The organism is Sphingomonas faeni, assembly GCF_040407565.1.
GTDB lineage: Bacteria > Pseudomonadota > Alphaproteobacteria > Sphingomonadales > Sphingomonadaceae > Sphingomonas > Sphingomonas faeni_F.
This window is the reverse complement of record NZ_JAPZPR010000001.1, coordinates 501,186-524,133: the sequence shown is the minus strand read 5'-3', so window position 1 is coordinate 524,133 and position 22,948 is coordinate 501,186. Positions and strand designations below refer to the sequence as shown.

Sequence of the window (22,948 nt, the reverse complement as noted above, 5' to 3'; positions counted from 1 at the left end):
GGAACAACCGGCGGGTGACGGCGCGTTATACTGCTGAATATTAGGGAGAGACTGACATGGTGGAACGGCGGGGACAGCCATTGGCGCGCGACGCGATGGCGTATGTGCTGGCCGGCGGCCGCGGCAGTCGCCTGATGGAGCTGACCGATACGCGCGCGAAACCCGCGGTGTATTTCGGTGGCAAGGCGCGCATCATCGATTTCGCGCTGTCCAACGCAATCAACTCCGGCATCCGCCGGATCGGCGTCGCGACGCAGTACAAGGCGCATTCGCTGATCCGCCACCTGCAGAGCGGCTGGAACTTCCTGCGCTCGGAGCGCAACGAGAGCTTCGACATCCTGCCCGCGTCGCAGCGTATCAGCGAGTTCCAATGGTACGAGGGCACCGCCGACGCGGTCTACCAGAACATCGACATCATCGAGAGCCACGCGCCCGAATACATGGTCATCCTGGCGGGCGACCACATCTACAAGATGGATTACGAGCTGATCCTGCAACAGCATTGCGAGACCGGCGCGGACGTCACCATCGCCTGCCTCGAAGTGCCGCGAATGGAGGCAGTCGGCTTCGGCGTGATGGCCGTGGACGAGCACGACAACGTCACCGCGTTCGTCGAGAAGCCCGCAGATCCGCCCGCGATCCCCGGCAACCCGGACATCGCGCTGGCATCGATGGGGATCTACGTCTTCACGACCAAGCTGCTGTTCGAAGAGCTTCGTCGCGACGCCGCAACCCCCGGATCGTCGCGCGACTTCGGCAAGGATATCATCCCGTACCTCGTCAAGCACGGCAAGGCGGTCGCCCACCGCTTCTCCGACAGCTGCGTCCGCTCGGGGCTCGAGGTCGAGGCCTATTGGCGCGATGTCGGCACGGTCGACGCGTATTGGGAGGCGAACATCGACCTCACCGATGTCGTGCCCAAGCTCGACCTCTACGACCGCAGCTGGCCGCTCTGGACTTATTCGGAGGTCACGCCGCCGGCGAAGTTCGTCCACGCCGACGACGGCCGCCGCGGCGAGGCGGTGTCGTCGCTGGTATCGGGCGACTGCATCATCTCCGGCTCATCGATCCACCGCAGCCTGATCTTCACCGGCACCCGCGCGCACAGCTACTCGATGCTGGATCAGGCGGTGATCCTGCCGCACTGCGAGATCGGTCGCGGTGCACGCCTGTCGAAGGTGGTGGTCGATCGCGGTGTCGTGATCCCCGACGGGCTGGTGGTCGGCGAGGATGCGGAGGCGGATGCACAGCGCTTCCGCCGAACGGACAACGGCGTCGTGCTGGTGACCAAAGCCATGATCGACCGGCTCACCGCGTGACGCACTTGGCGATACCTGCCCCCCTCCCTGGAAGGGAGGGGTTGGGGGTGGGTCGGCCCGTTGGCAGTCGGCTCGCACGCCCCACACCGACCCACCCCCGGCCCCTCCCTTCCAGGGAGGGGAGCAGCCACCCCATACCAACCGGAGCGCCCCGATGATGCGCGTCCTCTCTGTCGCCTCCGAAGCCTACCCCCTCATAAAAACCGGCGGTCTCGCAGACGTCGTCGGCGCGCTCCCGGCCGCGCTCGCGCCGCATAACGTGGCGCTGACCACGTTCCTCCCAGGCTACCCCGCGCTCGCCGCCGTCACCAAGCGCGCGAAAGTCGTCCACCGCTACACCGACCTGCTCGGCACCGAAGCCCGTATCCTCAAAACCAAAATCGGCGACCACGCGCTGCTGGTCCTCGACGCCCCCGCGCTGTTCGCCCGAGGCGGCGGCCCGTACGGCGATGCGACCGGCGCGGACTGGTCCGACAACTGGCGCCGCTTCGCCGCGTTCAGCCGCGCCGCCGCCGACCTCGCCTCGGGCGCAATACCCGGTTACGATTTCGACATTCTCCACGCGCACGACTGGCAGGCGGCGATGGCCCCCGCCTATCTCCGCTACGCCCCCGGCCCCGCCAAACCCGCCAAGACGGTCGTCACGATCCACAACATCGCGTTCCAGGGGCGCTACGGCCACGACATCTTCGCCGACCTCGCGCTCCCCGACGAAGCCTTCGCACTCGACGGCGTCGAATATTACGGCGGTGTCGGTTTCCTGAAAGCCGGTCTCGAAGCCGCCGACGCGATCACCACCGTCAGCCCGACCTACGCCGCCGAAATCCGCCGCCGCGAATTCGGCATGGGCCTCGAAGGGCTCATCAACGACCGGGCCGGCCGCGTGACCGGGATCGTCAACGGCATCGACCCCGCCGTCTGGAACCCGGAGACCGACGCGTCCCTCCCCGCCCGCTACACGGCGCGAACGCTAGCCCGCCGCCGGACCAACAAACGCGCGATCGAAACCCTGTTCGGTCTCGATACCGAAGACGGTCCGCTCTTCACCGTCATTAGCCGCCTCACCGGACAAAAGGGCATGGACGTGCTCGCTGGCGCGCTCGACGAACTCGTCTTACTCGGCGGCCGTCTGGCGCTGCTGGGTTCAGGCGACACAGCGCTCGAACGCGCATTCCTCGAGGCTGCAGAACGCCACCCCGGCCGCATCGGCGCACGCATCGGCTATGACGAACCCGTCTCGCACCTGCTGCAAGGTGGCGCCGACGCAATCCTGATCCCGTCGCGGTTCGAACCGTGCGGCCTGACGCAACTCTACGGCCTCGCTTACGGCTGCATTCCGGTCGTCGCGCGAACCGGCGGGCTTTCCGACACCGTGATCGACGCCAACGAAGCAGCAATCGCCGCAGGCGTCGCCACCGGCGTCCAGCACGACGGCGTCACGCCCGAAACGCTCAGCCACGCGCTGCGCCGAACGACGGCCCTCTATGCACGCCCCGATCGCTGGTCCATGTTGCAGCGCAACGCGATGCGCGCGGACTTCTCGTGGGACGAGAGCGGCCGCCGCTACGCAGACCTTTACGCAAGCCTGACGGGGACCGCATGATCCGCACCGTATCGACCACGCCCTACACCGATCAGAAGCCCGGCACGTCGGGCCTGCGCAAGAAGGTGAAGGTCTTCCAGCAGCCCAACTACGCCGAGAATTTCGTCCAGAGCGTGTTCGACGTCGTCGCGGACAAGTCCGGCGCGACGCTGGTCATCGGTGGCGACGGCCGCTTTCTCAACCGCGAAGTCATCCAGGTCGCGATCCGCATGGCAGCGGCGAACGGCTTCGGCCGCGTGATCGTCGGCCGCGGCGGCATCCTCTCGACCCCCGCCGCCAGCCACATGATCCGCAAGCGTGGCGCGATCGGTGGCCTCGTCCTCTCGGCAAGCCACAACCCCGGCGGTCCCGACGAGGATTTCGGGATCAAGTACAACATCGCCAATGGCGGTCCCGCGCCCGAAGTCGTCACCGACGCGATCAATGCGCGCACGCTCGAGATCGACCGCTGGCTGACCATCGACGCCGACGACATCGACCTCGACACCGACGGCGAAGTCACGGTCGGCGATATGCCCGTCGAGGTGGTCGACCCGGTCGAGGATTATGCCGCGCTCATGGAGACGCTGTTCGACTTCGACGCGATCCGTGCGGCAAAGCTGACGATGGCATTCGACGCGATGAGCGCCGTCACCGGGCCGTACGCCACCGAGATCCTCGAACGCCGCCTCGGCTTCGCGCCCGGCACGGTGCGCAATGGCCAGCCTCTCCCCGACTTCGGCGGTCACCACCCTGATCCCAACCTCGTCCACGCGCACGAATTGTACAAGACGATGATGGCACCCGACGCGCCGGATTTCGGCGCAGCGTCGGACGGCGACGGCGACCGCAACCTGATCATCGGCAGGCACCGCTTCGTCACCCCGTCGGACAGCCTCGCGATGCTGGCTGCCAACGCGCACCTCGCGCCCGGCTACGCAGGCGGTCTCAAGGGCATCGCGCGCTCGATGCCGACCAGCGCCGCCGCCGACCGCGTCGCGCAAGCGCTCGGCATCCCAGCCTACGAAACTCCGACCGGCTGGAAATTCTTCGGCAATCTGCTCGACGCCGGCATGGCGACGATCTGCGGCGAGGAAAGCGCGGGCACCGGCTCCGACCATGTCCGCGAGAAGGACGGCCTGTGGGCAGTCCTCCTGTGGCTCAACATCCTCGCAGTCCGCGGCGAAAGCGTCGACACGATCGCGCGCGATCACTGGGCGAAGTTCGGCCGCAACTATTACGCGCGCCACGATTACGAAGGCGTCGAAACCCCGCGCGCCGACGCGTTGATGGCGGCGTTGCGCGCCAGCCTCGCCACCCTCCCCGGCCAGCAATTCGGCGACCTCACCGTCGAGACCGCGGACGAGTTCGCCTATACCGACCCGACCGACGGCTCGATCAGCCGCAACCAGGGCGTCCGCATCCTGTTCGAAGGCGGCAGCCGCGTCGTGTTCCGCCTCTCGGGCACCGGCACCACCGGCGCGACGCTGCGCGTGTATCTCGAACGCTACGAGCCCGTCGGCGGCAACCTCGACCGCGACACCGGAGAGATGCTCGCCAGCATAGTCTCCGCGGCGGAAACGATCGCAGGCATCGCCGTGCATACCGGCCGCACCGCTCCGGACGTGGTGACGTGATGCGCCGCGCTGCCCTGCTCGCGCTGTCGACGCTGCTCGTCGCAGCCTCGCCCGTTCCGCAGTCGCCTGCCCAGCTCTTCGGCCCGCTCTATAGAGCGGTGCAGATGCGCGGGCTGTTCCCGGATTCGAAGACCTTCGCCGACGCGACGCCAAAGCGACCGGCGAAGGCGATCCTGGCCGACTACGCCAAATGCCGTTGCGACGCCGAGCCGGCGCTGCGGCAGTTCGTCGCGGCGAACTTCACGATCCCGACGACGCCCGCCGCGCCACCGTCTGCCGAACGTCTCACGCTCACGGCGCATATCGATGCGCTGTGGCCGCAACTCACGCGCACCCAAACGAGCGTTCCCGCCGGCTCCTCCGCCCTCTCGTTGCCGAAACGCTACGTTGTCCCCGGCGGCCGTTTCCGCGAGATGTATTACTGGGACAGCTATTTCACGCTACTCGGCGTCCAGCGTTCCGGCCGGCAGGACCTCGTCGAGGACATGATCGTCGACTTCGGTAGCCTGATCGATCGCTACGGGCACATCCCGAACGGCACGCGCACCTATTATCTAAGCCGATCGCAACCGCCGTTCTTCTACCTGATCGCCGGTCTCTCACGCGATCCGAAAACTCTCGCCACCCGCACTCGGCAGCTTCGCGCCGAACACGCGTTCTGGATGGCGGGCGCGGATGCACTCAAGCCCGGCCAGCAGTCCCGCCGTGCCGTCCGCCTGCCTGACGGCGCGCTGCTCAATCGCTACTGGGACGACCGCGACGACCCCCGCGACGAGAGCTACCGCGAGGACGCCGCGCTCGCCGACCGTACGCCGTCGCGTAATCGCGGCGAACTTTTCCGCGACCTGCGAGCCGCCGCCGAAAGCGGCTGGGATTTCTCGTCGCGCTGGCTCGCTGACGGTCGCACGCTCGCGACCATCCGCACGACGCGGTTCGCACCGGTCGATCTCAACAGCCTGATGGTCGGCTTGGAACAGGCGATCGCCGCCAACTGCCGGACACTCGGCGACACGTCTTGCGCAACGTCCTACACCTCCCAGGCGACCGCCCGCGCCACCGCGATCCGCCAGCATCTGTGGAACGGCCACTTCTTCGCCGACTACGACCTCGACACCAACCGCGCGAACGCCTTCGCGAGCGCCGCGATGGCGTTCCCCCTGTTCGCCAAGGTTGCCACGCCCGACCAGGCCAAGGCGACCGCCACCGCCCTACGCCCATTCATCGGCGAAGGCGGCCTGCGCACCACCCTGATCGGCAGCGGCCAGCAATGGGATGACCCCAATGGCTGGGCGCCGCTCCAGTGGATCGGGATCGAAGGCCTGCGGAACTACGGTGAAACCGGTCTGGCCGAGCAGATCACAAAGGCCTGGATCGCGTCGGTCGAGCGCGAATATCAGGCGAGCGGCAAACTCCTCGAGAAATACGACGTCGTCGAACGCAAGCCGGGCGGCGGTGGCGAATATCCCAACCAGGATGGCTTCGGCTGGACCAATGGGGTGACACGAGCGCTGATGGCGGGTCGGCCGTGACGCTCCGTCGGCGCCGCAGCGCGCTCTACATGCCTGCCTCGAACGCGCGGGCGATCGCCAAGGCGCGGATGCTCGATTGCGACGTCGTCATCCTCGATCTGGAGGACGCGGTCGCGCCGGATGAAAAAACGGCTGCCCGCGACCGGGTGGTCGAGACGGTCCGCGAAGGAGGGTTCGGCAAGCGCGAACTGGTCGTGCGGGTCAACGGCCTGGATACTCCCTGGTATGCCGAGGATGTCGCCGCGATACGCGCGATAGGTATCGCCGCGGTCCTCGTCCCCAAGGTCTCGTCTGTCGCCGATCTGCGCGCGGTCCGGGCATCGCTCGGCGAAGACGGCCCGCCGATCTGGGCGATGATCGAGACCTGCGCCGCGATCCTGGCGCTTCCCGCCCTATCCGCAACGGCTGCCGAAACACGCCTCACGGCGCTGATCGCCGGGACCAACGATCTTGCCAAGGAGATGCGTTGCCGGCTCGGCGCCGATCGCATGCCGCTGATCCCGGCGCTCACATCCACGATCATGGCTGCCCGCGCCGCCGGCATCGTCGCGCTCGACGGCGTCTGCAACGCGCTGGACGACCCGACCCGGTTCGCGGCGGAGTGCGACCAGGGCGTCACGCTGGGGTTCGACGGGAAGACTCTGATCCACCCTTCCCAGATCGATGCGGCGAATGCCGGTTTCGGGCCGAGCGAGGAAGAGCTGGCATGGGCGCGCCAGATTGTCGCTGCATTCGCGAAACCGGAAAATGCCGACAAGGGTGCCATCCGCCTCAATGGCCAGATGGTAGAGCGCCTGCATCTAGCGGAGGCTGAAGCGACGCTGGCCTGCTGACGCGCCGACAAGCATGATTCGCAAATACCGTCCGTCATCCTGACGAAAGTCAGAATCCAGGGTAACGAGTGCCACGCTTGTGGCTCTGGATCTCGACTTCCGTCAGGATGACGGTTCGCTCCGACCATGCGCCCCAGCTTTACTCGGCTTTTTTCCGCCGGGTCTCCCAACCCTTCTTCGCAGCCGCAGACTTCGCCGCCGCGCTACGCCCAGCCGCCTGCTTCCCGACCTGATGCGAAGACGCGTGCGTATCCGGCTTGTCACGACCCGAGCCGGACAAATTACCCCCGCCCGAATCCTTGTTCACCGCAGCCCAGGCCCGTGCCTCGGCTTCCTTCTCGGGAACGCCGCGCTCTTCGTAGCCGTCCGCGATATGCGCGGCCTTGCGCTTCTGCTTGTTGGTGTACGCGCTCTTGTCGCCCTGTGGCATCGCGGCTCTCCTTCTCGGACAGCCTTAACGCTCAGGCCGACGCCGCGTTCAGAGCGAAGGGGCGTTCACCGACCGATCCAGTCCGCCACTTCCGTCGCAACCTGGTTCGCCGCCTGGTTGATCCCGGCCGCCGCCGAGGGCGCATCGATCGCCGAGACCGGCACGCGCGCCTCGAAGCGGCGCTTCTCGACCGTCGTCTTGCCGACGCGGGTCAGCGACGCATCGAACGTCACGACCGCTTCACGCGTCGTCGCATCGAGACCGAACGACCGCAGCTCGCCACCGAGCAACCCGCCCGGATCGCCGATCGACTGTGCCGTCGACAGCACCACCAGCCCGGTACGCGCCGCGACCGTATCCGACACCAGCCGCGAGAACAGCCGCGCCGGTGGCTCGGCCCACTGCGCGTCGGTCACGTACGCGATCGAGGTCGGCGTCGCCTGCACCGGTACGCGCGCGGTCGCCAGCGACTGCGGCACGACCGGGACCTGGATCGTGATCGACTTCGCGGTCGCCGAATCCTGGTTCTGGCCGACCGGCACCGACGATGCGCTCGTCAGCGTCAACAGCGTGGGGGGCGGTTTCGCGCCGAAGCTGATGCATCCGGCGAGGGGCAGCATCGCGATCAGGATGAGCGGTGTCTTCATGGCGTGCCTCACTTACCCTTGTAATCCGGGAGCTTCTGCTGCCCGATCAGCGAACTCGCACCCTGCTGGTCGACCTTCTCGGCGACCGACGACAGCGCTGCCGCAGTCGTCCGAAGATCGCGAACCAGACGGTTGGCCTCGGGGATCGTCGTCTTGGAGAAGGCCTGCAAGCCTGGTCGAGCATCGCCGATCGCGGCGTTCAACGTCTCCGCGCTCTGCTGTGCGGAGGTGATCGCCTTGTTCAGGTTCGCCATCGCCGGCTTCACGTCCTCGGACAGCACGCCGTTGGTGGTCTTGGCGAGCACACCGAACTGCTGCGCGGCATCGCCCGCCTGCTGGATCGCAACCCGCGTCTGCGCAAGCGTCGCGGCGATCTCGGGACCGCGATCCGCGAGCGCATCGGTCAGGCGATTGGTGTTCTCGAGGATACCCGCGATCGACGCCTGGTTACGGTCGGTCAGCAAGCCCGTCAGGCGCTCGGTCAGCGTCGACAGACGCTCGAGCAACTGCGGTGCCGAGTTCAGGATAGCGCCCAGGCCACCAAGCTTGGTCGGGATCACCGGCACGCCGTACGGGCATTCGGTCGGCGTCTTCGTGTCGGGGCAACCGATCGCCGGCGCACCCTTGCGCGCGCCATCAAGCGAGATCTGGCTGACGCCCGTGAAGCCGACGCCCGAGATCGACGCGGTCGTGCCCTGCAGCACCGGCGTCTCGTCGTTGACGCTGATCCGGACGCGGACGAACTGCGGATCGTTCTTCCACAGTGAAATCGTCTTCACCTGCCCCGACGGGACGCCGGAGAACACCACGGCGGAGCCGCGCGCCAGCCCATCGACCGACTGGCGGAAGAAGATGTCGTATTCCTTCTCCTCCTTGCCGCCGATCCGCGCGATCCACACGGTGAACAGCGCCAGCAGGGCCAGCAGGATCAGCACGACGGCGCCGACTAGGACGTGGTTCGAACGGGTTTCCATCAGCGCGTCCTTGCTTCTTTCTCGGCGTATGTCGCGTCGGCGTCGTCCGGCGCGGACTGCTTGGACTGGACTTCAGTAGGATGTCGGGCTGCTTCTTCGTCGGCGCGCTCGTGCGCCTCCTGAGTCGCGACCGCGGCACGACCGCGTGGCCCCTTGAAATACTCTTCGATCCACGGATGATCGAGCGCGATCAGTTCGTCGATCGTGCCGACCGCGATAACCTTCTTATCGGCCAGCACCGCGACCCGGTCGCAGATCGCGTACAGCGTATCGAGATCATGCGTGATCAGGAACACCGTCAGCCCGAGCGTCTTCTGCAACGACTGCGTGAGCCCGTCGAACGCCGCAGCACCGATCGGATCGAGCCCCGCGGTCGGCTCATCAAGGAACAGCAACTCCGGGTCGAGCGCCAGCGCACGAGCAAGACCCGCACGCTTCTTCATGCCACCCGACAGCTCGGCCGGAAACTTGTTCGCGGCATCGGCGGGCAAGCCCGTCATCACCACCTTGTACGACGCGATCTCCGCGAGCAGCGCCGGCGACAAATCCGGATAGAATTCGCGCAACGGCACTTCGACGTTCTCGGCCACCGTCAGCGTCGAGAACAGCGCACCGCCCTGGAACAGCACGCCCCAGCGCTTGCGGATCTCGGTCGCCTCGGTTTCTTCGCGGCCGATATTGGGCTCGCCGAACACCGTGATCTCACCCGCGACCGGCGTCTGCAGCCCGATGATCGAGCGCATCAGCACCGACTTGCCGGTACCCGACCCGCCGACCACGCCGAGGATCTCGCCACGCCGCACGTCGAGGTCGAGCCCCTCGTGCACCACCGAATCGCCGAACGCGTTCTTCAGCCCCTTCACGGAGATGATGAAATCGTCTGTCTTGTTGTCCGTCTTGCGGGGCATCAGTCCCAACCCAACCAGGTGAAGAACACCGCGAAGAACGCGTCGAGCACGATCACCAGGAAGATCCCCTGGACGACCGCCGAGGTGGTGCGCAGCCCGACCTGCTCGGCATCCGATTCGACCTGCATCCCTTGGAAGCAGCCGGCGATCGCAATGATCGCGCCGAACACCGGCGCCTTGATCAACGAGATATAGAGATCGGTGATCGGCACGACTTCGCGGATGCGCGCGATGAACGTCACCGGCGGGATCCCGAGCTGCACCCAGCACAGCAGCCCGCCGCCGATGATCGCGATGATCGACGCATAGAAGCCGAGCAACGGCATCATCACGATCGCGGCGAGCACGCGGGGCAGCACCAGCGCCTCCATCGGCGACACGCCGATCGTCCGCATCGCGTCGATCTCTTCGGTGAGCTTCATCGTGCCCAACTGCGCCGCGAACGCCGAACCCGAGCGCCCCGCGACCATGATCGCGGTCATCAGCAGGCCGAGTTCGCGGATCGTCAGGCGACCGACGAGGTTGATCGTGAACACCTCCGCGCCGAACTGCCGCAGCTGGACCGCGCCCTGTTGCGCGATGACCATGCCGATCAGGAAGCTCATCAGCCCGACGATGCCGAGCGCGGCGACGCCGACGACCTCGAACCGCTGGACCACGGCGTTGAACCGGAAGCGGCGCGGGTGGCGGATGACGCTGCCGAATGCGATCGTCGTCGCGCCGAGAAACCCGAGCAGGCCGAGCATCGTCTTGCCCGACAACACGACCGCGTCGCCGATCTCGCCGGCCACGCGGGAGACCGCGCCGACCTTCGCAGGCCTGGCGGCGATCGGCTGGTCGGAGGCGACGACCTGGTCGAACAGCGCCTGGTCGTTCTTGTCGAGCCCATCGATCGTCGCATCGTTGCGTGCCGCGAACCGGTGGACGACCCAAGCGCCGATCGTGTCGATCCGGTCGACGCCGCTCAGGTCGACATGCTTCACCGACGCCGCGTCGATCGCCTCGAGCCGATCGGGCAGATTGCCGATCTTCGCGAGCGACAGATCGCCGGTAAAGCGAAGCGTGCCGGTATCGGCACCGTCCTGCTGGAAATCGGCCATCGCGCTCATCGGGGGCACCTTTGCGGCAAAGTGACTGGATCGGCAAGATGAATGCGGCGTAAGTCGCGACGATGACCGAATTGCCTTCCGCCTCCCCGTCCATCCGTCTCGCGATCTACGACATGGACAAGACGATCACGCACGCGCCGACCTGGACGCCGTTCCTGCTCCACACCGCGAAGAAAAGCGGCGCACCGTGGCGGCTGGCGCTCGTCCCGTTCGCCGGAGTCGCCGCGCTCGGCTATGTCGGCAAGCTGATCAGCCGCGGTCGGCTCAAATACCTGATGCAGCGGATGATGCTCGGCAAGCGCATGACCCCCGCCGAAGAACGCCGCGCGGCCGAAGCCTTCGCCGACCGCGTGATGCGCGACGGCGTCTTCACCAGCGCCCGCGCGCAGATCGAGGCCGACCGCGCCGCCGGCTACCGGCTGGTCATGGCGACCGCATCGTACCGATTCTACGTCGAGGCGATCGCGCGACGATTGGGTTTCGACGCGGTGATCGGCACCGAGAGCGTGCGCGACCGCGACGGCGTACTGCTCGCCGGCATCGAAGGCGAGAATTGCTACGGCCCGGCCAAACTACGGATGATCCAGTCCTGGATGGACCGCGAAGGCATCCCCCGAGACGGCGCGCACGTCCGTTTCTATTCCGACCACGTCTCGGACGCCCCGACCTTCGAATGGGCCGACGAACCCTTCGCGGTGAATGCGCATGGACCGTTGCGGCTGTTGGCGAAGGCCAAGGGTTGGCCGATGCCGGATTGGGAACGGTAGCTCTGCCGTGCGGCGAGTGACGAGGTAAGAAAGCTCGGCCGCAAACTAGGCCCACATCCGGACGCGCGGAATAGCAAGCGCGGCTCTCAAGAACAGCCATTCTTTCCGGGATAACGATTCCCTTTTTCGATCCACAGACGTCGGTTCTGTCAAGGAGCATCTGGAACAGCTTCTCCGAAAGACGATGCTCCTGAGGTCTGTCAGCGTGGTCGGCTTAGCTACTGCTTTGGGATAGGTTTACAATCGGACAGGTCGCTGCACCGACTACCCATCACGTCGGGCGTGTTCTAAAGTCGGGGGGGGGGGGGACAGGGGAAGCAACAATGCTGCGGAAGCAACAATGCTGCGACAGTTCGGGGAAGAAATATGGACGGCTACCGGGCCGACCGTTTCTGTTGCAGGGTTTTCATACCCAACGCGGATGATCGTCATCCGGCTAACAAACAGCGAATTATTCGTCTGGTCCCCCACGGCACTATCCGGCGAACTCAGAGCAGCGATCGATAGCCTTGGGCGAGTGCGTCACATCATAGCGCCGAATACCTTGCATCATATGTTCGTTGACGAGTGGCAAACGGCGTACCCGGCAGCAAAATCCTATGCGGTACCAGCCTTGCGCGCCAAGCGGCCCGACTTGAATTGGGATTGCGCCCTAGAGGATACACCCCCGCCGGAATGGTCAAGTGAGATCGATCAGGTGGTAGTTGGGGGAAACAGGATCACGACAGAGGTCGTATTCTTCCATCGTCCAAGCCGAACAGCAATCTTTACCGACCTCATCCAAAATTTTGAGCCGGGCTGGTTCAAGGGGTGGCGAGCCATCGTTGCAAAGCTCGATTTACTTACCGCTATCCGGCCAACCGTTCCGCGGAAGTTTCGAATGACGTTTCGCGATCGAGACGATGCCCGAAACGCGGTGCAGCGGATTTTGTCATGGAATACAGTTTCGGTGCTGACGGCTCATGGCGCGCCAATCACGCATGATGGTTGCGATGCGATCGCTCATGCTTTCGAGTGGCTGCTCCGCAAATGATACGCTCTGGCGATCCCAGTCAGGGTCGCTGTCATTGTTTCGATCCTACCGTCCTTTTCGGGAATGATGGGTCGATCCCTTTTTAACGCGAAATACGTATTACTCCATGATTTGCCAGCTTGGATGGGTCAGAGGTGATGCAGCGACGTACGATCCTTAGATCGTGACCAAACCGCAGTATTCAGCCATCTCTGCTGCACGGTATTGGCGCGCACGAGGACTCAACAAGCGCAGCGCGCGGGAGCTAAGCTATCCACAATTCTATACGTTGGTGGGACGCGTCATTACAGCCCATCTGGAAGCTCGCGCTCGGTGGCAGGCGTACCAGCGCGCATGGGATGCCCTTGGCGGAAGGAGTGTGAAGCGATGAAGATTTGGTTGGCACTGTTGAGCTTTATGGCGGTTGGCGCCGATAAAGCACCGAACACGGGCAAGACGGTTTTCTTGTGCTCGCTTGGGCAGAAGCAGGTGTCAGTACACGCGCTTGGCAATCAGCTCGTGTACAAGTTCGGAACCAAAGCAAAAGCGGAATTGACGATATTCGGCAGCGTTGCGCGCCATAACGTGTTTTTTCGGACCGCGCGATACGCCAACATCGAGAACCAGCTACGCTTTATCAATGGACGCTTTAGCTACATCGTGTTCAGCGTCGGCGGAAACCCGTCTGTAGGCGCGCAGGCAGTGTCGGGTCTGACGGTAATGAATGGCACTAAGCCTGTGTCGCAGTTGACCTGCCGCCGTTGGACGGAACTGGACAGCAGCATTTTCAACTCCTCGGCGCTCCCAAATGATGACGAAGAATTTTCTGCTTTATAGCCATAGCGCTAGCTCGATACGCAAATAAAATAGGGTTGCAGCCGCCAGTTTACGGCAGTGCAGCGCAAACTGACGACGTGGCTCTACAAAGCTTATCGTTTGTACCATACACAGGACGATGAGAACTGGTGCATTCCCACAGAACTCTAACTTATGCACGGTGGTTGGATTTAGTCAGGTGGCATGATTTCGCTAAATAACTTGCTCACCGCCAGCCTGATACCGACTACCAGTCTATACTCGGAAACACTTGGCGCCCCGAATGACATCGGACAACCCTACACCGTCCCCATCACAACAGCACATCGACGCTGTGGATCACCAGCCCGACCAGTCCGCCGACGATCGTCCCGTTCACGCGGATATATTGCAGATCGCGGCCGACGGCGTTTTCCAGGCGGCGGGTGATCGTGTCGGCGTCCCAGCTGCGGACCGTTTCCGAGACCAGCTTGACGATGCCGTCGCCGTAGTCCGCCGCCGCGCCGACCGCCGCACGCCGCACGAACCGGTTGATCGTCCGCGACATGCGCGGATCGTGCTGCAACGTCTCGCCCAGTTGGCGGAGGATGTCGCCGAGCTTGCCGGCCATCGCCCGCTCGGGGTCGCGCGCGATCGCCAGAAGCGCGCCGCGTGCCTGCTCCCACAGCCCGTCGAGCCAGCGTTGCATCGCCGGATTGTCGAGCAGGTCGTTCTTCATCGTCTCGACGCGCTCGCGCATCCGGCGGTCATATTGCAGGTCCCAGGCGAGCCGATCGAGCCCCTCTTCTGCCTTCAGGCGCAGCGGATGCTCGGGGTCTTCCGCCATCTCCGCGAGCAGCTTGTCGAAGCCGCTGATGAGCTTGTCCGCGACGGTCGAGTCGAGCCCGGTCCAGCGCAGGATCGAGCCGGCCTTGTCATGGACCATCGCGCGGACGAGGTGGTCGTTCGCGGCCAGCGTCTTGGCCGTCCAGCGGATCGCGCTTTCGAGCAGCGGCGCGTGGCGGCGCTCGGCGATCGCGGCCTTGAGCAACTGGCCGAGGATCGGCGACACCTCCGTCGCGCGCAGGCGGGCGCCGATCCCGGCCTTGACCATCCCGCCGAGCCGCGCCGGATCGAGACCTTCTAGCACTTGCGCGACCAGCTTCGACGCGCCCTGGCGGAAGCGCCCCCCTGCCCCCTCCGGCGGATCGGTCAGCCAGCGGGCGATCGCACCCGCCACGTCGAGGCGGCGGGTTCGCCTGGCGATGACGACGGGGATCAGGAAATTCGCGCGGAGGAACTGCGCGAGCGTGTCGCCGATGCGGTCCTTGTTGCGCGGCACGATCGCGGTGTGCGGGATCGGCAGGCCGAGCGGATGGCGGAACAGCGCGGTCACCGCGAACCAGTCCGCGAGGCCGCCGACCATCGCCGCCTCGGCGAACGCGCGGACGAACGCGAAGGCGGGGTGGACCGGAACGAGCGCGCGGCTGACGAAGAACGTCGCGGCCATGAACACCAGCAGGCCGGTTGCGACGATCCGCATCCGGACGAGCGCTGGCGGGGGGGCTTCGCCGACTGGGCGCGTGCGGGGTAAAAGCGTCATACCCGAAACAATCCCCCAGCGCGCCGAATGTTCATGCGCGTGGGGCGGTTCGGATACTCGAGTGTCGCGAAGCGCGCCGTTCGTGTCTCACTCGGCGGGCTGCGTGCCGTCCCCCTGATCGCGGCCATGACCGAGCTTGCCGGTCGCCGGCCCGAGCAACGGCCCCGGATTGGGACCGGCGATCCCGATCACGTCGTCGCCATTGTCGCCCGGGCGATAGGTGAGCAGACGACGACCGAGCCGCGGCCCGACATAGCGCTCGATCCCCACCGCGAGGCTGAACGCCGCGGGGATGATCAGCAGGGTCAGCAGCGTCGACAGCGCGAGGCCGCCGATCACGACCGTGCCCATCGGCGCGCGCGACGACGAATCGCCGCTGAGCGACATCGCGGTCGGCACCATGCCGGCGACCATCGCGACCGTGGTCATCACGATCGGCTGCGCGCGCTTGTGCCCGGCGTCGATGATCGCGGTGAACGCATCGACGCCCTTGCTCATCTCGTCGAGCGCGAAATCGATCAACAGGATCGAGTTCTTGGCGACGATTCCGAGCAGCATCAGCAGACCGATATAGACCGGCAGCGACAGCGGCTGGCCGGTCGCCCACAGCGCGAGCAACCCGCCGAGTGGCGCGAGCAGCAGCGAGCCCATGTTGACGAACGGCGGCAGCACGCGGCGGTAGAGCAGCACCAGCACCGCGAACACGAGGAACGTCCCCGAGATTACCGCGGTGATGAAGTTGACGATCATCTCGGCCTGCCACTTGCTCTGGCCGAGCGTGAGTTCGCTGACGCCGACCGGCAGGTTTTTCATCGCGGGCAGTGCATGGACCTGCTTCATCGCGTTCGAGATGACGACGCCGGGCGCGAGATCGGCGCCCAGCGTGATCTGGCGCTGCTGGTTGACGCGGTCGATCTTGGTCGGCCCAGAGCCCAGACCGATATCCGCGACCAGGTTGAGCGGTACCGAGCCACCCGACGCGGTCGCGACAGGCAGGTTCTGGATCGTCGACAGGCTGGTCCGCGCCGACTGGTCGAGCGCGACGCGGATCGGGATCTGCCGATCGGAGAGCGAGAAGCGTGCGGAGTTCTGGTCGATATCGCCGAGCGTCGCGATCCGGATCGCCGACGATAGCGCCTGCGTCGTCACGCCGAGATTGGCGGCAAGATCGAAGCGGGGGCGAATGACGATCTCGGGACGCTGCATCCCACCCGAGACGCGCGGCGCGGTCAGCGACTTGAGCGATCCCATCTCGCCCACGATCTTGTCCGCCGCCTCCTGTAGCCTGGCGGGATCGCTGCCGCCCAGGACGATCGTCACGTCACGCCCGCTGCCGCCCCAGCCGGACTGCGAGCGGAACGAGACGCGCGCGTCGGGGATCGCGGTCAGTTGCGGCGCCAGGCGGCGTTCGAAGTCGACCGACTTCTCCTTGCGGTCCTCGCGCAGATTGGCGGTCACGGTGCCGCTGCCGACACGCGTGCGGGCATACACCGTGCTGACCACGGGTTGCTGGCCGAGCAGGGCGCTGACCCGTGAGACCACCGCATCGGTCTGCGCCAGCGTGGTGCCGGGCACCATCTCGATCTGCGCGGTCGCGTCGTCCTCGTCGCGGGTCGGCTGGAACTGCGAGGGGATGACGGTGAACATGAACAGCGTAAGTGCGAACGCAAGCACGCCCGCACCGATCGCCCACATGCGGTGATCCACCACGCGGTTGAACATTTTCCGGATGCCGCCGCGCGCGCGCCAGGCCGCGGCCTTGCGGCTGTCGAGCGTCCAGTGGAGCGTGCGGACGTACCAGTCCATGACCTTGCCCTCGCCGTGACTGGCATGGCCGAACGACTTGAGGAAATATGCCGCGATCATCGGCGTGACGAGACGCGCGACTGCAAGGCTCATCAGCACCGCGGCGACCACGGTAAGACCGAAATTCTTGAAGAACTGCCCGGCGATACCCGGCATCAGCGCGACCGGCAGGAACACCGCGACGATCGCCATCGTCGTCGCCAGCACGGCGAGACCGATCTCGTCGGCGGCGTCGATCGACGCCTGATAGGCGGACTTGCCCATTCGCATATGCCGGACGATGTTCTCGATCTCGACGATCGCGTCATCCACCAGCACGCCTGCGACCAGACTGAGCGCTAACAGCGTCATCCCGTTCAGGTCGAAGCCGAGCAGGTCCATGAACCAGAAGGCGGGAATCGCCGACAGCGGAATCGCCAGCGCGGAAATAGCGGTCGCACGCCAGTCACGCAGGAAGATGAACACGACGATGACGGCGAGGATCGCGCCCTCGATCATCGCGTGGATCGCGCTTTCATACTGCGCTTCGGTATAGTCGGTGCTGGTATAGCGCTGGACGAACTTGACCGACGGATTGCGCTTTTCCAGCGCGCGCAGCTTCTCGACCGCGGCGTGATAGACGGTGACGTCGGACGCACCCTTGGCACGCTGGAAATCGAAGGTGATCGCCTGGCGCCCGTCGACGGTCGCGCGGCTGCGCTGCTCGGCGTAAAGGTCGCGGACCTGCGCGATGTCCGCCAGGCGCACGGTGCGGCCGTTGCCCACGTTGATCTGGGTCTGGCCGAGGTCGGCCGCGTCGCGGGCATTGCCGAGCACGCGGATCGACTGTTCGGAGCCGGCGATTTCTGCACGACCGCCGGCCGCGTTCAGATTGACCTGGCGCAACTGCGCGTTGACCTGGCTGGCGGTCAGGCCCTGGCTCTGGAGCTTGAGCGGATCGAGGATCACGCGGATCTCGCGGCTGACGCCACCGTTGCGGCTGATCGTCGCCATGCCGGGAATCGACAACAGGTCCTTGGTGACGGTGTCGTCGATATACCAGGAGAGCTGTTCGACGGTCATGTCGCTGGTGATCGCCGCGAAGCTCGCGACGTCGTTGCCGCTGGTGTTCGCTCGGTACACCTGCGGCTCGAGGATTCCCTCGGGCAGGTCGCTGCGGATCTGCGCGATCGCGTCGCGCACGTCGTTGACCGCGCGGTCGATCGGCGTGCCGATCGTGAGCTGGATCACCGTTTCCGAATTGCCTTCGGTAACAGTCGAGTTGATTTCGTCGATGCCCTGAAGCGAGCGCACAGCCGCCTCGACGCGTTGCGTGACCTGCGTCTCCATCTCGGTCGGCGCGGCGCCCGGCTGGTTGACGACGACGACCGCGATCGGGAAATCGATGTCGGGATCGCGGTTCACGTCCATCCGCATGAAGCTGACGACGCCCGCAAGCATCAAGGCCAAGAACAGGACGATCGGCGGAACCGGGTTGCGGATCGACCAGGCCGAGATGTTGCGGAAGTTCATGAGCTCAGCTCGCCTTCTTGGTGATCGGCTTGACCGTCTGTCCGGGCGCGAGGAAGCCGCCCGCGGACTGTACGACGCGCTCCGAGCCGTCGAGGCCGCCGATGATCGTCACGCCGGCGTCGGACACTTGGCCGATCTTCACGTTGCGCCGCACGATCTTGTCGCCCGGACCGACGATATAGACATAATTGCCCTTCTCGTCGCTCTGCAGCGCGGAATCAGGAAGCAGTGGTGCCTGCGTCACGCCGCCGACGATGGTCGCCGCGGCGAACCCACCGGGGCGCAGAGCCGGATCGTACTTGACCGCGATGCGCGCGATACCCTGGCGGGTCTGCGGATCGATCACGGGCGAAACCTGCCATACCTCGCCGGGATAGCCCTGCGTGGTACCGACCGGCACGACGGTCGCGCGGGCGCCGACATGCAGCCCGGTCAGATCGGCTTCGCTCAACTGCGCGCGCATCTCCATCTGGCCGCCCATCGCCATGCGGAACAGGACGCCCGCCGATGGCCCGACGATCTGGCCGGCCTCGACGCCGCGGGTCAACACCAGTCCGGCGGCGGGGGCGCGGATATCGAGCCGGCCGTTGCGCGCGCGCGCCTCGCCGAGCGTCGCCTGTGCCACCTTCACGCGCGCCGCCGCGGCATCGCGAGTCGCCGCCTTGCGCTGGAGATCGGCCTTCGAGATGAAGCCGCGATCGACGAGTTGCTTCGCGCGATCGAGTTCGGCCTGCGCGATCGTCTCGTCCGAACGCGCGACGCTGATCGAGGCGGCGAGCGACGCCGCCGTCTCGTTTTGGACCGAGCGATCGACCGTCGCGAGCACCTGGCCAGCACCGACCCACGTACCGGGTTCGACCAGTACGCGCGTGATCATACCGCCCTCACCCGCGACGCCGACCGGCATTTCGCGTCGCGCCGCCAGCGTGCCCGTGGCGGAGATCGTCCGGTCGACCGATTGACGGCCCGGCACGACGACCGACACGGTCGGCAACTGCGCGCCCGGCGACGCCGCCGCGACGTCCTTCTTGCCGGACTTAAGAGCATAGACCGCCACCGCGATCGCCAGCACGACAAGAATGATAATGATGATGTTGCGGCGGCGATGCGAAGGCGCGGTGTAATCCGGCAACGCCAGCTGCTCTTCACCCTCGCCGCCGACCATCTTCGTCTCGTAATTCATGCGCGTCACAATCCCAAATCCGACCGGTCTTGTCTCGACCCGCACCATCGTTCGCAAGCTGTATTATCTGAATAAGTCACCGCGCTCAAGCCCCCCGACGAACGCAGGGCGAATACATGCTTCGAATTCGATCCATCCGCAATGGCGTTCAGCTTGCGTTGCGGCGCCCACCGTCACACGCAGACGCATCGTTTCTGGGAGACCCACGCAATGAACACCACCTCGCTACTGATTGCTATCGCCGTACTGCCCCTCGCCACGGCGGCGACCGCTCAGATGACGCCGACGACCGTCGAGCCGATGGTCCCCGCCGCTGGCACCGTGCTGGACGTGACCGCTGAGGGTCGCACAACCCGCGTACCTGATCTGGCGACGATCCGGGCCGGCGTCGTCTCGCAGTCGCCGACCGCGGCCGCCGCGCTGTCGGACAATGCGCAGCGGATGGCGAAAGTCCTCGCGGCGCTGAAACGCGCGGGCGTCGCGCCCCGCGACATCGCGACGTCGTCGGTCGGCCTCGCGCCACAATATCGCTATGCCGACAACCAGCCGCCGGTCATCACCGGCTACCAGGCGACCAATACCGTTTCGATCAGGTTCCGCGATGTCGCGAAGTCCGGCACGATCCTCGACGCGCTGGTGGCGCAGGGTGCGAACCAAATCGACGGGCCGAACCTGTCGATCGACCAGCCCGATGCCGTGCTCGACGAAGCCCGGACCGATGCGATCGCGCAGGCCAAGCGTCGCGCCGATCTGTACGCGAAGGCCGCTGGCTTGCGAGTCTCGCGGATCGTCTCGATCGCCGAATCGGGGCAGGACACGGGTGGCTCGCCGCAACCGATGATGATGATGCGCGCATCGATGGCCAAGGACAGCACGCAGATCGCGCCTGGCGAAAAGGATGTCACCGTAACGGTGTCGGTGCGCTTCTTGTTGAATTGACAAAAAAAGGGCCGCCCGGTTGCCCGGGCGGCCCCTCTTCAACTTCGCGTGACGAAGCGAACCTTAGCGAACGCTACCGCGACGCACGAGGTTCACGATCGCGAGCAGGACGATGGCGCCCAGCAGCGACACTATGAACGAGGTCAGCGTGAGCGGGGCGTTGTTGATCGAACCACCCGACAGGATCAGGCCGCCGATGAACGCGCCGACGATGCCGACGATGATGTTCAGGAAAATGCCCTGCTGCGCGTCGGTGCGCATGATCATGCTAGCGATCCAGCCGATGACGCCGCCGATGATCAGCCAAAGAATGAGACCCATGATATTTTCCCTCCGTTGAACCCGTATCCGGGCGATGGCGGAAAGACGTGCGAGCGGCGTTTTTTGTTCCGCTCGCGTTTTGAGTTTTAGATCTCAGTATTTTTGCTGGCGTTCGTACAACGACTTGTAGTGCTGGATCCGGGTCACGCGCAGCCCCGGCATCCCCGACCGATCGATCGCGCGCTGCCAGCTCGCGAATTCCTCGACGGTCAGGCCATAGCGGGCGCAGACGTCGTCGACGCTCAGCAAACCGCCATTCACGGCGGCGACCACCTCGGCCTTGCGCCGTACCACCCACCGGGTCGTGCTGGGCGGTGGCAGGGTATCGAGCGTCAACTGCTCGCCGAGCGGCCCGATGACTTTGCCGGGACGGATTTTCTGGTTCTCGATCATTTGAAACCTCTGATCGGGGCGGGGGGCCCCCTCACGATACGCACACACGACCTGTACGCACAGGTCTTGAAGATCGGCTGAAACGCCGCGGTAAACAGCATCTTCATTCGTCCTTCCACCGGGTTAAAGCTGTCGCCATCGGCCCGTTGAACGCACCGTGCAGCGGCGCGAACAATTTTGGGTCGATCGCCGACCTTGCGAAGCTGGCCTGCACCACCGCGGTCGGGCTCGCTGCCTGCCGGGCGGCGATACCGACGATCAGGACCGCGAGATCACCCGGAAGGACGGTGACCTCGGCATCGCGATCGAAACGGGGAAAACTCAGGTCCAACGGGGTACTCGCGACAACTCTTGGGATGGCCGGTATAGCGCGAGGGGGTGAAGGGACCGTAAAACCCGGCGAAAGAGTTCGTGAACTTGTCGCTTTTTTCCAATCGTCGGTCGCGTTTTCTGCTCGACTCGTCCTGATCCACGTCAACCCGCGCATCTTTTTGCAACGTCGCCCCGTCGCGCCTATGTGACCTCCATGGAACAGCGTGATTTTCAGCTCGGCCCCGATCTGGCCGGGAAGCGCATCGTCGTGGCGATGTCCGGTGGCGTCGACAGCTCGGTCGTCGCCGCGCTCGCGCATGCCACCGGTGCCGAGACGATCGGCGTGACCTTGCAGCTGTACGATCACGGCGAGGCGGTCGGCCGCGCGGGATCGTGCTGCGCCGGCCGCGACATTCGCGACGCCCGCGCGGTGTGCGACCGGCTGGGCATCGCGCATTACGTGTTCGATCACGAAACCAGCTTCCGTGAGCAGGTGGTCGACAAGTTCGCCGACGAATACCTCGCCGGCCGCACGCCGATCCCTTGCGTCCAGTGCAACATGGGCCCGAAGTTCACCGACCTGCTGAAGCTCGCGCGCGATCTCGGCGCGGACTGCCTCGCGACCGGGCATTATGTCCGACGGGTCGAGGGCACGCACGGAGCCGAACTGCACCGCGGTGCCGATCCGGCGCGGGACCAGAGCTATTTCCTGTTCGCGACCACGCAGAGCCAGTTGGATTACCTCCGCTTTCCGTTGGGTGGCCTGCCCAAGGCGCGGGTGCGCGAGATTGCGGCGGAACTCGGCCTCGGCGTCGCGGCCAAGCCGGACAGCCAGGATATCTGCTTCGTGCCGGATGGCGATTACGCCGGGCTCGTGAAAAAGCTACGGCCCGAGGCGGCGGAGACCGCGGGGGATATCGTCGATCTCGGCGGCACGAAGCTCGGCGAGCATCGCGGGCTGATCCACTTTACCGTCGGCCAACGCCGCGGGCTGGAGATCGGCGGCAGTCCCGAGCCGCTCTATGTCGTGCGCGTCGAGCCGGAGACGAAGCGAGTCGTCGTCGGCCCCCGTCGCGCACTCGCCGTCGAGGCGGCGCGGATGACGGACATCAACTGGTTGGGCGGCGATTTCACCGGGCCGCTGACGGCCAAGGTACGGTCGATGGCAAAGCCCGTCCCTGCCCGTCTGATCGGCGACCGCGTGGTGTTCGATGCGCCGGAATACGGCGTCGCGCCGGGGCAGGCTGCTGTGTTATATGCAGGCGAGCGCGTGCTTGGCGGCGGCTGGATTGCGGACACCGAGGCGGCACTGGTCGCCGCCTGACGCGTTCAGGGCG

21 protein-coding genes are annotated in these 22,948 nt (G+C 65.6%); 10 read left to right on the top strand and 11 right to left on the bottom strand.

Annotated features, from left to right (window positions below; translation table 11 throughout):
* The first annotated feature begins 59 nt into the window (after positions 1-59).
* The 5 genes from glgC to O6Y00_RS02200 all read left to right on the top strand — a co-directional run bounded on the left by glgC (position 60) and on the right by O6Y00_RS02200 (position 6,900).
* Positions 60-1,319 (top strand): glucose-1-phosphate adenylyltransferase, encoded by a 1,260-nt coding sequence (gene glgC, locus O6Y00_RS02220; RefSeq protein WP_435368584.1) that lies wholly within the window; start codon positions 60-62, stop codon positions 1,317-1,319.
* Between the two features lie 154 nt (positions 1,320-1,473).
* Positions 1,474-2,922 (top strand): glycogen synthase GlgA, encoded by a 1,449-nt coding sequence (glgA, locus tag O6Y00_RS02215; RefSeq protein ID WP_353441013.1) that lies wholly within the window; start codon positions 1,474-1,476, stop codon positions 2,920-2,922.
* Complete coding sequence (locus tag O6Y00_RS02210) at positions 2,919-4,538, top strand: alpha-D-glucose phosphate-specific phosphoglucomutase (RefSeq protein WP_353441012.1); 1,620 nt, start codon at positions 2,919-2,921, stop codon at positions 4,536-4,538. The genes glgA and O6Y00_RS02210 overlap by 4 nt, the downstream gene beginning before the upstream one ends.
* A complete protein-coding gene (treA, locus tag O6Y00_RS02205; RefSeq protein WP_353441011.1) occupies positions 4,538-6,067 on the top strand; it encodes an alpha,alpha-trehalase TreA in 1,530 nt (509 codons plus the stop codon). The genes O6Y00_RS02210 and treA overlap by 1 nt, the downstream gene beginning before the upstream one ends.
* The gene (locus O6Y00_RS02200; protein ID WP_353441010.1) at positions 6,064-6,900 is read left to right on the top strand and encodes an HpcH/HpaI aldolase/citrate lyase family protein; all 837 of its coding nucleotides are present in this window, start codon (positions 6,064-6,066) and stop codon (positions 6,898-6,900) included. Before treA ends, O6Y00_RS02200 begins: the two co-directional genes overlap by 4 nt.
* A gap of 139 nt (positions 6,901-7,039) precedes the next feature.
* Here O6Y00_RS02200 and O6Y00_RS02195 read toward each other — a convergent pair whose 3' ends face one another.
* The 5 genes from O6Y00_RS02195 to O6Y00_RS02175 all read right to left on the bottom strand — a co-directional run bounded on the left by O6Y00_RS02195 (position 7,040) and on the right by O6Y00_RS02175 (position 10,968).
* Complete coding sequence (locus tag O6Y00_RS02195) at positions 7,040-7,330, bottom strand: plasmid stabilization protein (RefSeq protein WP_353441009.1); 291 nt, start codon at positions 7,328-7,330, stop codon at positions 7,040-7,042.
* 65 nt (positions 7,331-7,395) lie between these two features.
* Complete coding sequence (locus tag O6Y00_RS02190; RefSeq protein WP_353441008.1) at positions 7,396-7,977, bottom strand: ABC-type transport auxiliary lipoprotein family protein; 582 nt, start codon at positions 7,975-7,977, stop codon at positions 7,396-7,398.
* 8 nt (positions 7,978-7,985) lie between these two features.
* Positions 7,986-8,951: an MlaD family protein gene (locus O6Y00_RS02185; RefSeq protein WP_056484780.1), complete on the bottom strand. Its 966-nt coding sequence runs from the start codon at positions 8,949-8,951 to the stop codon at positions 7,986-7,988.
* Positions 8,951-9,859 carry an ABC transporter ATP-binding protein gene (locus O6Y00_RS02180; RefSeq protein ID WP_353441007.1) on the bottom strand — a complete coding sequence of 303 codons (909 nt, stop codon included), beginning with the start codon at positions 9,857-9,859 and terminating at the stop codon, positions 8,951-8,953. Before O6Y00_RS02180 ends, O6Y00_RS02185 begins: the two co-directional genes overlap by 1 nt.
* Positions 9,859-10,968: an ABC transporter permease gene (locus O6Y00_RS02175; protein WP_353441006.1), complete on the bottom strand. Its 1,110-nt coding sequence runs from the start codon at positions 10,966-10,968 to the stop codon at positions 9,859-9,861. Before O6Y00_RS02175 ends, O6Y00_RS02180 begins: the two co-directional genes overlap by 1 nt.
* A 62-nt stretch (positions 10,969-11,030) precedes the next feature.
* On the opposite strand from O6Y00_RS02175, the gene O6Y00_RS02170 reads away from it, so the two are divergent.
* The 3 genes from O6Y00_RS02170 to O6Y00_RS02160 all read left to right on the top strand — a co-directional run bounded on the left by O6Y00_RS02170 (position 11,031) and on the right by O6Y00_RS02160 (position 13,584).
* Positions 11,031-11,735, top strand: a complete 705-nt coding sequence (locus O6Y00_RS02170; protein ID WP_353441005.1) for an HAD family hydrolase — start codon at positions 11,031-11,033, stop codon at positions 11,733-11,735.
* A 340-nt stretch (positions 11,736-12,075) separates the two neighbouring features.
* Positions 12,076-12,768, top strand: coding sequence for a DUF4336 domain-containing protein (locus O6Y00_RS02165; protein ID WP_353441004.1), 693 nt, complete (start codon positions 12,076-12,078; stop codon positions 12,766-12,768).
* Between the two features lie 366 nt (positions 12,769-13,134).
* Entirely contained in the window at positions 13,135-13,584 is a 450-nt protein-coding gene (locus O6Y00_RS02160) for a hypothetical protein (protein WP_353441003.1), read from the top strand.
* Between the two features lie 292 nt (positions 13,585-13,876).
* Here the strand turns inward: O6Y00_RS02160 and O6Y00_RS02155 are convergent, their stop codons facing one another.
* From O6Y00_RS02155 to O6Y00_RS02145, 3 genes are all read right to left on the bottom strand, one after another.
* The gene (locus O6Y00_RS02155; RefSeq protein WP_353441002.1) at positions 13,877-15,145 is read right to left on the bottom strand and encodes a DUF445 domain-containing protein; all 1,269 of its coding nucleotides are present in this window, start codon (positions 15,143-15,145) and stop codon (positions 13,877-13,879) included.
* Between the two features lie 87 nt (positions 15,146-15,232).
* A complete protein-coding gene (locus O6Y00_RS02150) occupies positions 15,233-18,463 on the bottom strand; it encodes an efflux RND transporter permease subunit (RefSeq protein WP_353441001.1) in 3,231 nt (1,076 codons plus the stop codon).
* A gap of 4 nt (positions 18,464-18,467) precedes the next feature.
* A complete protein-coding gene (locus tag O6Y00_RS02145) occupies positions 18,468-19,646 on the bottom strand; it encodes an efflux RND transporter periplasmic adaptor subunit (RefSeq protein WP_353441000.1) in 1,179 nt (392 codons plus the stop codon).
* A 210-nt stretch (positions 19,647-19,856) separates the two neighbouring features.
* On the opposite strand from O6Y00_RS02145, the gene O6Y00_RS02140 reads away from it, so the two are divergent.
* Positions 19,857-20,585, top strand: a complete 729-nt coding sequence (locus tag O6Y00_RS02140) for an SIMPL domain-containing protein (protein WP_353440999.1) — start codon at positions 19,857-19,859, stop codon at positions 20,583-20,585.
* 63 nt (positions 20,586-20,648) lie between these two features.
* Here the strand turns inward: O6Y00_RS02140 and O6Y00_RS02135 are convergent, their stop codons facing one another.
* The 3 genes from O6Y00_RS02135 to O6Y00_RS02125 form a co-directional block, all read right to left on the bottom strand.
* A complete protein-coding gene (locus O6Y00_RS02135) occupies positions 20,649-20,906 on the bottom strand; it encodes a GlsB/YeaQ/YmgE family stress response membrane protein (protein WP_056484797.1) in 258 nt (85 codons plus the stop codon).
* Positions 20,907-20,999: 93 nt separating this feature from the next.
* Positions 21,000-21,299 (bottom strand): DUF1153 domain-containing protein, encoded by a 300-nt coding sequence (locus tag O6Y00_RS02130; protein WP_056412261.1) that lies wholly within the window; start codon positions 21,297-21,299, stop codon positions 21,000-21,002.
* Positions 21,300-21,402: 103 nt separating this feature from the next.
* The gene (locus O6Y00_RS02125; RefSeq protein ID WP_353440998.1) at positions 21,403-21,630 is read right to left on the bottom strand and encodes a hypothetical protein; all 228 of its coding nucleotides are present in this window, start codon (positions 21,628-21,630) and stop codon (positions 21,403-21,405) included.
* Positions 21,631-21,825: 195 nt separating this feature from the next.
* Between O6Y00_RS02125 and mnmA the strand changes: the two genes are divergently transcribed.
* Positions 21,826-22,935: a tRNA 2-thiouridine(34) synthase MnmA gene (gene mnmA / locus O6Y00_RS02120; protein ID WP_353440997.1), complete on the top strand. Its 1,110-nt coding sequence runs from the start codon at positions 21,826-21,828 to the stop codon at positions 22,933-22,935.
* The last annotated feature ends 13 nt before the right edge of the window (positions 22,936-22,948 follow it).

Bases quoted from the DNA above. Each gene is read 5' to 3' on its own strand.
- glgA (WP_353441013.1), top strand. From the start codon at position 1,474: ATGATGCGCGTCCTCTCTGTCGCCTCCGAAGCCTACCCCCTCATAAAA.
- O6Y00_RS02210 (WP_353441012.1), top strand. From the start codon at position 2,919: ATGATCCGCACCGTATCGACCACGCCCTACACCGATCAGAAGCCCGGC.
- treA (WP_353441011.1), top strand. From the start codon at position 4,538: ATGCGCCGCGCTGCCCTGCTCGCGCTGTCGACGCTGCTCGTCGCAGCC.
- O6Y00_RS02195 (WP_353441009.1), bottom strand. From the start codon at position 7,330: ATGCCACAGGGCGACAAGAGCGCGTACACCAACAAGCAGAAGCGCAAG.
- O6Y00_RS02190 (WP_353441008.1), bottom strand. From the start codon at position 7,977: ATGAAGACACCGCTCATCCTGATCGCGATGCTGCCCCTCGCCGGATGC.
- O6Y00_RS02185 (WP_056484780.1), bottom strand. From the start codon at position 8,951: ATGGAAACCCGTTCGAACCACGTCCTAGTCGGCGCCGTCGTGCTGATC.
- O6Y00_RS02180 (WP_353441007.1), bottom strand. From the start codon at position 9,859: ATGCCCCGCAAGACGGACAACAAGACAGACGATTTCATCATCTCCGTG.
- O6Y00_RS02175 (WP_353441006.1), bottom strand. From the start codon at position 10,968: ATGAGCGCGATGGCCGATTTCCAGCAGGACGGTGCCGATACCGGCACG.
- O6Y00_RS02170 (WP_353441005.1), top strand. From the start codon at position 11,031: ATGACCGAATTGCCTTCCGCCTCCCCGTCCATCCGTCTCGCGATCTAC.
- O6Y00_RS02165 (WP_353441004.1), top strand. From the start codon at position 12,076: ATGCTGCGACAGTTCGGGGAAGAAATATGGACGGCTACCGGGCCGACC.
- O6Y00_RS02160 (WP_353441003.1), top strand. From the start codon at position 13,135: ATGAAGATTTGGTTGGCACTGTTGAGCTTTATGGCGGTTGGCGCCGAT.
- O6Y00_RS02155 (WP_353441002.1), bottom strand. From the start codon at position 15,145: ATGACGCTTTTACCCCGCACGCGCCCAGTCGGCGAAGCCCCCCCGCCA.
- O6Y00_RS02150 (WP_353441001.1), bottom strand. From the start codon at position 18,463: ATGAACTTCCGCAACATCTCGGCCTGGTCGATCCGCAACCCGGTTCCG.
- O6Y00_RS02145 (WP_353441000.1), bottom strand. From the start codon at position 19,646: ATGAATTACGAGACGAAGATGGTCGGCGGCGAGGGTGAAGAGCAGCTG.
- O6Y00_RS02140 (WP_353440999.1), top strand. From the start codon at position 19,857: ATGAACACCACCTCGCTACTGATTGCTATCGCCGTACTGCCCCTCGCC.
- O6Y00_RS02135 (WP_056484797.1), bottom strand. From the start codon at position 20,906: ATGGGTCTCATTCTTTGGCTGATCATCGGCGGCGTCATCGGCTGGATC.
- O6Y00_RS02130 (WP_056412261.1), bottom strand. From the start codon at position 21,299: ATGATCGAGAACCAGAAAATCCGTCCCGGCAAAGTCATCGGGCCGCTC.
- mnmA (WP_353440997.1), top strand. From the start codon at position 21,826: ATGGAACAGCGTGATTTTCAGCTCGGCCCCGATCTGGCCGGGAAGCGC.